The sequence below is a fragment of the Streptomyces curacoi genome (genome assembly GCF_001513975.1).
Classification (GTDB): Bacteria; Actinomycetota; Actinomycetes; order Streptomycetales; family Streptomycetaceae; genus Streptomyces; species Streptomyces curacoi.
On record NZ_KQ948007.1, the window covers coordinates 1 to 5221 of the forward strand.

Here is a 5221-nt window from a genome sequence, read left to right on the forward strand (position 1 = left end):
GTCACCCGCAAGAGGCTGCTTCCAGTGCTCAGGTGCGGCGCCGTCTGCTGCCACCCCGGCTGGTGGCGTCCACACATGTTCTCGAAGGTGGCGTCGCACAGCAGTAACTTCCGGGTGAGGTCGGCATCGCACACCACCACGACGGTCTGCGGGCCGAGCTGGATGCGTACCAGGTAGCCGCGGCCGGGCAGGGAGGAGAGAAAGCCCATGGGGTCACGGACGAGTGCGGGGGCATGCCCTAGCAGGGGCACGGCATCGGGGCATGCGGCAGAGGCGGTTTCGGGATTCCGCCACTGCTGGAAGGGCGCTGGGTCCTTCAGGGACGACCGGTGGTGATGTTGTGGTGGTGCGCGTGGCAGGGTGGCAGGAGTCGAACCTGCGGCATCCGGTTTTGGAGACCGGCGCTCTGGCCTCTGAGCTACAACCCCTCGGGAGTATCAGCTTGCCAGGGCCAACAGGCGGATCTTCACGGGATTTCCGGCTTCTCAGTGGGTGTTCTGCGGGTCTTCGTCTGATTTCAGCTTGAGCTGGTTTCTGGGGTAGCCGGTGGCGGCTGAGTGAGGGTGAACAGTCCGGGTTCGGATTCGGTGAGGATGCCACGGCTGACCAGGCGTTTCAGCTTGGCGCGCATGCCTTCGGTGTGCCGCGGCTCGGTGCGGGTGCCGAGCGTGTGGCAGATGTCCTTGGCGCGCAGTCCGTCTGTGTTCTGCTCGAGAGAGTCAGGATCGCGCGGTAACCGGGCGGCAGCGGCTCGGCGGTGGTGCGCCATCCTCTGCCGCCAGTTCCAGGATGGTCTCCCGGGTGATCTCCAGTCGTTGAAGGGTCTTCTCCGCGGCGGCGAGTTGCTCGGTGAGCCGGGTGATCTGCTCGGGCAATCGTTCGACGGTCTCGTGTACGAGGCGCTGCCGGGTCCCGATCTTGTCCAGGAGCTGTCTCACCGGCGGCTCTTGCTCGCCGGGGGTGCATCGCGCCAGGTCGGGGTGGCGGTGCGGGTGAGGCGGCGGAGCGTGACGTCGCTCATGGACCAGTGGATCATCGCCACCGAGCTGGCCGGCCGTGTCTCGTAGTCCCGCACGAGTCTGCGGTGGAGCCTGAGGGTGCCGAATGTCTGCTCCACCACTCACCGCTTCGGTTCCGGGGTAAACCGTCCGTGGCGTAGCTGCGGGCGGCCAGCGCCTGGGTGACGTCGAGGATGCGCAGCCACATCCCGTCCGTCTGGGAGGTGACCCGGGCCGTACGCGGGTTGCCGAGGAGGAGCGGGAGACCTGACCGCCGCCGTGCTGGGCGTGCTGGCGCTGTATCCCACCGGGCTGTTCCCGCAGCCGGCACCCGGATCACCGGCCTGGCTGGCGCTGCGCATTCCCTGGCCCGTCGTGCTGGCCCTGATCCTCACGGTGCTCGTCGCCGTCTTCGGACGCATCGAGCAACGCAGAGGCCCTCGCCCCGGGCCGGGCAGCGCGACCGGCGTAACGCCCGGCCCTGCTCACGCTCGCCGGTGTGGCCGGTGTACTGGCAGGACTCCTTGGCATCGCCCTGGCCGAACGCGGACAGGGACCCACTGGCCTGCCCACCTGGCCCTGGCCGCCTACTTCGCCGGCGCCGCCGTGCTGCGGTTCGCCCGCCGACGGCACCGTTGAGCCGGACCGCCGGTGCCGGGCTGCACGGAAGCGCGGCCACAGCCATTTCCAGGGCCGTAGGGGGACTGGCTGCGGTCACCGGAGGTGCGCACACGGCCGCCGCACCTCGCCGGGGAGTGGACGGGGTCAGGTGAGCCCTCGCCTGCGCGGGGCTGGTGGAATTATGACGTTCGGGGGAGTCTGGTCATAGTCGTAGTCGTCCACAGGCCCGGATGGCGTATCCAGTCCCATGCCGTGCTGCTCCTGCCGTCTGCGGGGGGCGAAATGAGAGTCGAACTGATCCAGCGGGCTGCCAGCGTGCTGTTCGACGTCCCGGACTACGTGCACCAGGAGATCATCACGCTCATCACGGCCGTGGCGCAGGACCCGAAGGCACGGACCTCGGGGCTGGCTGCGGTGTTCGGTGAATGGTGCTGGCTCGTCTACACCACCCATGGTGACGTGATCGAAGTGCTGGACGTCGGCTGCGCCCGCTGACGTCAGCGGCACGTGGGTGGACTGGACCCCGGCACGCCGAGGCAGCCGGGGAAACGCGCAAGGCGTCCGCTCCCCCGCGGCTACTCGGGTGCCTGCCCGGGGCCGGGCAGCGGTTCGAGCCGGGTCACTTCGTACTCGATCCGGACATCGTCGGCCAGCTTCAGCGCGCCCAGGAACGCGGAGTATGGCTTGATCCCGAAGGCGGACTGGGTGACGGTCGCCCGACCGCACACCGTGCCGTCCCCGTCGCTGCCCCCGTGCACCGTTACCGGATGGGTCTGGCCCTTGATGGTGAGCTCCCCCGCGATCTCAAAGGACTCGAGCGTTCCCGTGACCCTGGTGGAGCGAAAGGTGATGGTGGGGTGCTCCGCGGTGTGCAGCAGGCCCTCACCCTCCAGAGTGCGCTTGATTTCGGCCTTGTCGGCATCGGTGAGGGGTTTGAGCCCGCCCGTTCCCTCCCGGACGGTCAGTGATCCCGTTTCGACCGTCACGGTCACCGACGACCTTCCGGGGTCGTCGGCGACGACCACCGCCTCGCCGGACCATCGGGCCGCCTCGATCGTGAGGTCGTGCCCCGCCTTCCGGCCGAGTCCAGCGCGGCTGGTCTTGACTAGCAGGCGGCCGGTCGACGGCCCGAAGGCGTACGTTCCATCGCTTATTGCCACAGAGCTGACGTTACGTGATGAGTGCGTGGTGTGCGTCCCGAGGAGCCGGGGTATGGCGAGTCGCTCCGGTAGAACCCGAAGCCAGGGGCCGGTACGGCTCATGGACTGTTCGGCCGAGCGGCGTCGAGCCGAGGAGGCGGGCGGGATGCCGACACGCGTCGCGCCTTCTGCGAGCTGTGGGCTGCCCCTTTCAAGGGTCAGCGGTCCTCCTCGGCGAATGGATCGAAGCCTCCGGCGGTCGGACCTCGATATCCGCCCGCCTGCCCCGAAAGTACGAGCCGCCTATCCACGGGCACGCCAACGAGGCGCGGGGGCCGACGCACCTTCCGCTGCCTGGCCCGCCTGGCGAGGGGACCGCCTGGCTTCTTGCCTGCATCGAGGCCCCTCCCGGCCCTCCGCGCACCCCCCTGCCGCGCTGTCCCGACGCACCGGCGGTGCTCGGCGGACGTGAAGGCGCGGGAGAATTAAGGCAGCATCCTGGCGCGTGCTGAAGGCGGTGGGATCGATGACGCTGCCCCTGGTCGTGGGCGTCGACGGATCAGAGGCCGGCCTCTGGGCGACCGACTGGGCCACGGACGAAGCGGCCCTGCACGGCGTGCCGCTGCGCATCGTGCACGCCTCGCTGTGGGAACGCTACGAAGGCCCCGTCTTCCGGCAGTCCGCGGAGGTTCCCGCCGAGCGCGCGCTCGCGCAGGAGATCGTCGGCCGCGCCGCTGAACGGGCACGACAGCGCAGACCGGACGTGAAGATCACGGTCGACATCGTTCCCGACGACGCCGAGGCGGCGCTGTTGCGGGAGGCGCGCCACGCCACCGCCGTGGTGACTGGGTGCCGGGGCAGGGGAGCGATTACGGGCGCGCTGCTTGGCTCGGTCAGCCGCTCCCTGGCGACGCACGCCACCAGCCCGGTTGTCGTCGTACGCGGCACCCTGCGCAACCGGCAAGGGACGAATGGCCGCATCGATCGGCGTGGGCGACAGCGCAACGAGCACGGCGGCGATCCGGTTCGCGTTCCGCGAGGCCGAAGCACGGCGCTGCGCGCTGGACGCCGTACGCGCCTGGCGTCGGCCCGCGCACAAGCCCCTGGCACATCCGCTGTTCGCCGGAGATCCCGCCCACCATCATGAGGATCAGGGCATCGGCCCTGCTCGACGACGCCCTGTGCGCTCCGGAGCGCGAACACCCCAACGTAGCCGTGCATCGCGTCACCGCCGAGGGCCCCGCCCACCACGTACTGCTCACGCACTCGGCCACGGCCGACCTGCTTGTCCTGAGCGCCCCCAGACGGCATGGGCCACTCGCACTGCCCCTCGGCCGCGTGGCGCACGCCGCGCTCCAGCACGCCGACTGCCCGGTCGCGGTGATACCGCAACGCGAGGCCGCCTCCTGAAAGCAGCCCGGCCACGGCGGACAGCACACATGCCGTCAGCAGTCAGCTGTCAGGTCCTTTCGGGCACTGTGCTAGGAACGGTGTGGCGCCGCTCGCGAGGACGGCAAGGCGTGCCCCCCTGCCTGAAGATGTCAGAGACCGCTGTTCGCCGGCGAGTTCCGCTCCACGCGTGCGGCTGACCTGAACCCGCTCAAGCTCCGCCCGGGTCGCGACCCCGTTCCTCGGGTCGCTACGCAGCCTCCAGCACCGTGAACAAATGCGCGACCGGCCTCGGTCGGCTCGGCACGGGTCCGCAGGAGCACTCGGGCTCTATAGCAGGCAACCCGTTGGGCCGCCACGGGGCTGCCCGCCAGATTCGATCGCCTCGATGGCGATGACGGCGCCGTATGACGCCGTGGTCCCCTCAACCGGCGGCCGTACGGCCCGGAATCCCACCGAATTGGCCGACGGTGCGGCGTCAGCCTGTCTTCCAGCCCTTCCGGGTGTCGATCAGCTCCCACTCCGCAGCCCACTGCGCCAGACGTCGCCGATCCATCCCCAGACGCACTGCCCAGGCAGCACACAGCACCACGCCGCCCGCGCCTGCCCCCGTCAGCACGCCTCCCAAGATCGCGTGCACCCGGGTCTCCCCGTCGGACAGCGGCTCGGCCGTGACCTCGCTGTTCTTGTCCGTCCACACGGTGATCTTGCTCCCGGCCGGAGTCTTGGACGGCACCCTGGCCTCGTCCCTGTGTGTCGAGCCGTCCGGCGCGGCCCAGCGCACCGTAGCCCACACCCGGTAGTCGGTCGCCGCCCGCTCGGGCAATCGGTCATTCGCGTCCTCGACGAGTACGGCCGGGACCTGTCGCCTCTCCGCCCGCTGCCGCTCGGCGTCCCGCTCGACCGCGTCCGCCGCCATCACCCCCACGAGCAGACCGCCGACCAGGGCGAACACCCAACCGAGGAGCACCACCCACGCCTCGACGACGTCGCTGCCCCGTCTGAGCGGGTTGCACCGCCACCGCCACAGGCGCACCGTCGCACGCCTTGACGCAGCCATCGGCCCGACACCCC

At 70.1% G+C, this 5221-nt stretch carries 6 protein-coding genes, 1 tRNA gene and 1 pseudogene; 2 read left to right on the plus strand and 6 right to left on the minus strand.

Going from position 1 to position 5221, the window contains the following annotated elements; translation table 11 throughout:
* The 4 genes from AQI70_RS36735 to AQI70_RS38265 all read right to left on the minus strand — a co-directional run.
* Positions 1-209 (minus strand): hypothetical protein (locus AQI70_RS36735; RefSeq protein WP_425264659.1); only part of this gene is annotated, 209 nt, incomplete at its 3' end.
* 144 nt (positions 210-353) lie between these two features.
* Positions 354-429: transfer RNA gene (locus AQI70_RS36740), tRNA-Trp, on the minus strand.
* A gap of 290 nt (positions 430-719) precedes the next feature.
* Complete coding sequence (locus AQI70_RS40560; RefSeq protein WP_244181999.1) at positions 720-938, minus strand: hypothetical protein; 219 nt, start codon at positions 936-938, stop codon at positions 720-722.
* Positions 935-1120, minus strand: coding sequence for a hypothetical protein (locus AQI70_RS38265; protein ID WP_208607518.1), 186 nt, complete (start codon positions 1118-1120; stop codon positions 935-937). Before AQI70_RS38265 ends, AQI70_RS40560 begins: the two co-directional genes overlap by 4 nt.
* Positions 1121-1901: 781 nt before the next feature.
* Between AQI70_RS38265 and AQI70_RS36750 the strand changes: the two genes are divergently transcribed.
* On the plus strand, positions 1902-2114 hold the full coding sequence (locus AQI70_RS36750; RefSeq protein WP_062156793.1) for a hypothetical protein: 213 nt from the start codon (positions 1902-1904) through the stop codon (positions 2112-2114).
* A gap of 80 nt (positions 2115-2194) precedes the next feature.
* On the opposite strand, the gene AQI70_RS36755 is transcribed toward AQI70_RS36750, so the two are convergent.
* The gene (locus tag AQI70_RS36755; protein WP_062156794.1) at positions 2195-2779 is read right to left on the minus strand and encodes a YceI family protein; all 585 of its coding nucleotides are present in this window, start codon (positions 2777-2779) and stop codon (positions 2195-2197) included.
* A 505-nt stretch (positions 2780-3284) separates the two neighbouring features.
* Here AQI70_RS36755 and AQI70_RS36760 point away from each other — a divergent pair.
* Positions 3285-4168 (plus strand): annotated as a pseudogene (locus tag AQI70_RS36760) (universal stress protein).
* Positions 4169-4625: 457 nt separating this feature from the next.
* Here AQI70_RS36760 and AQI70_RS36765 read toward each other — a convergent pair.
* On the minus strand, positions 4626-5221 hold a 596-nt coding region (locus AQI70_RS36765), incomplete at its 5' end, for an Rv1733c family protein (protein ID WP_341845978.1).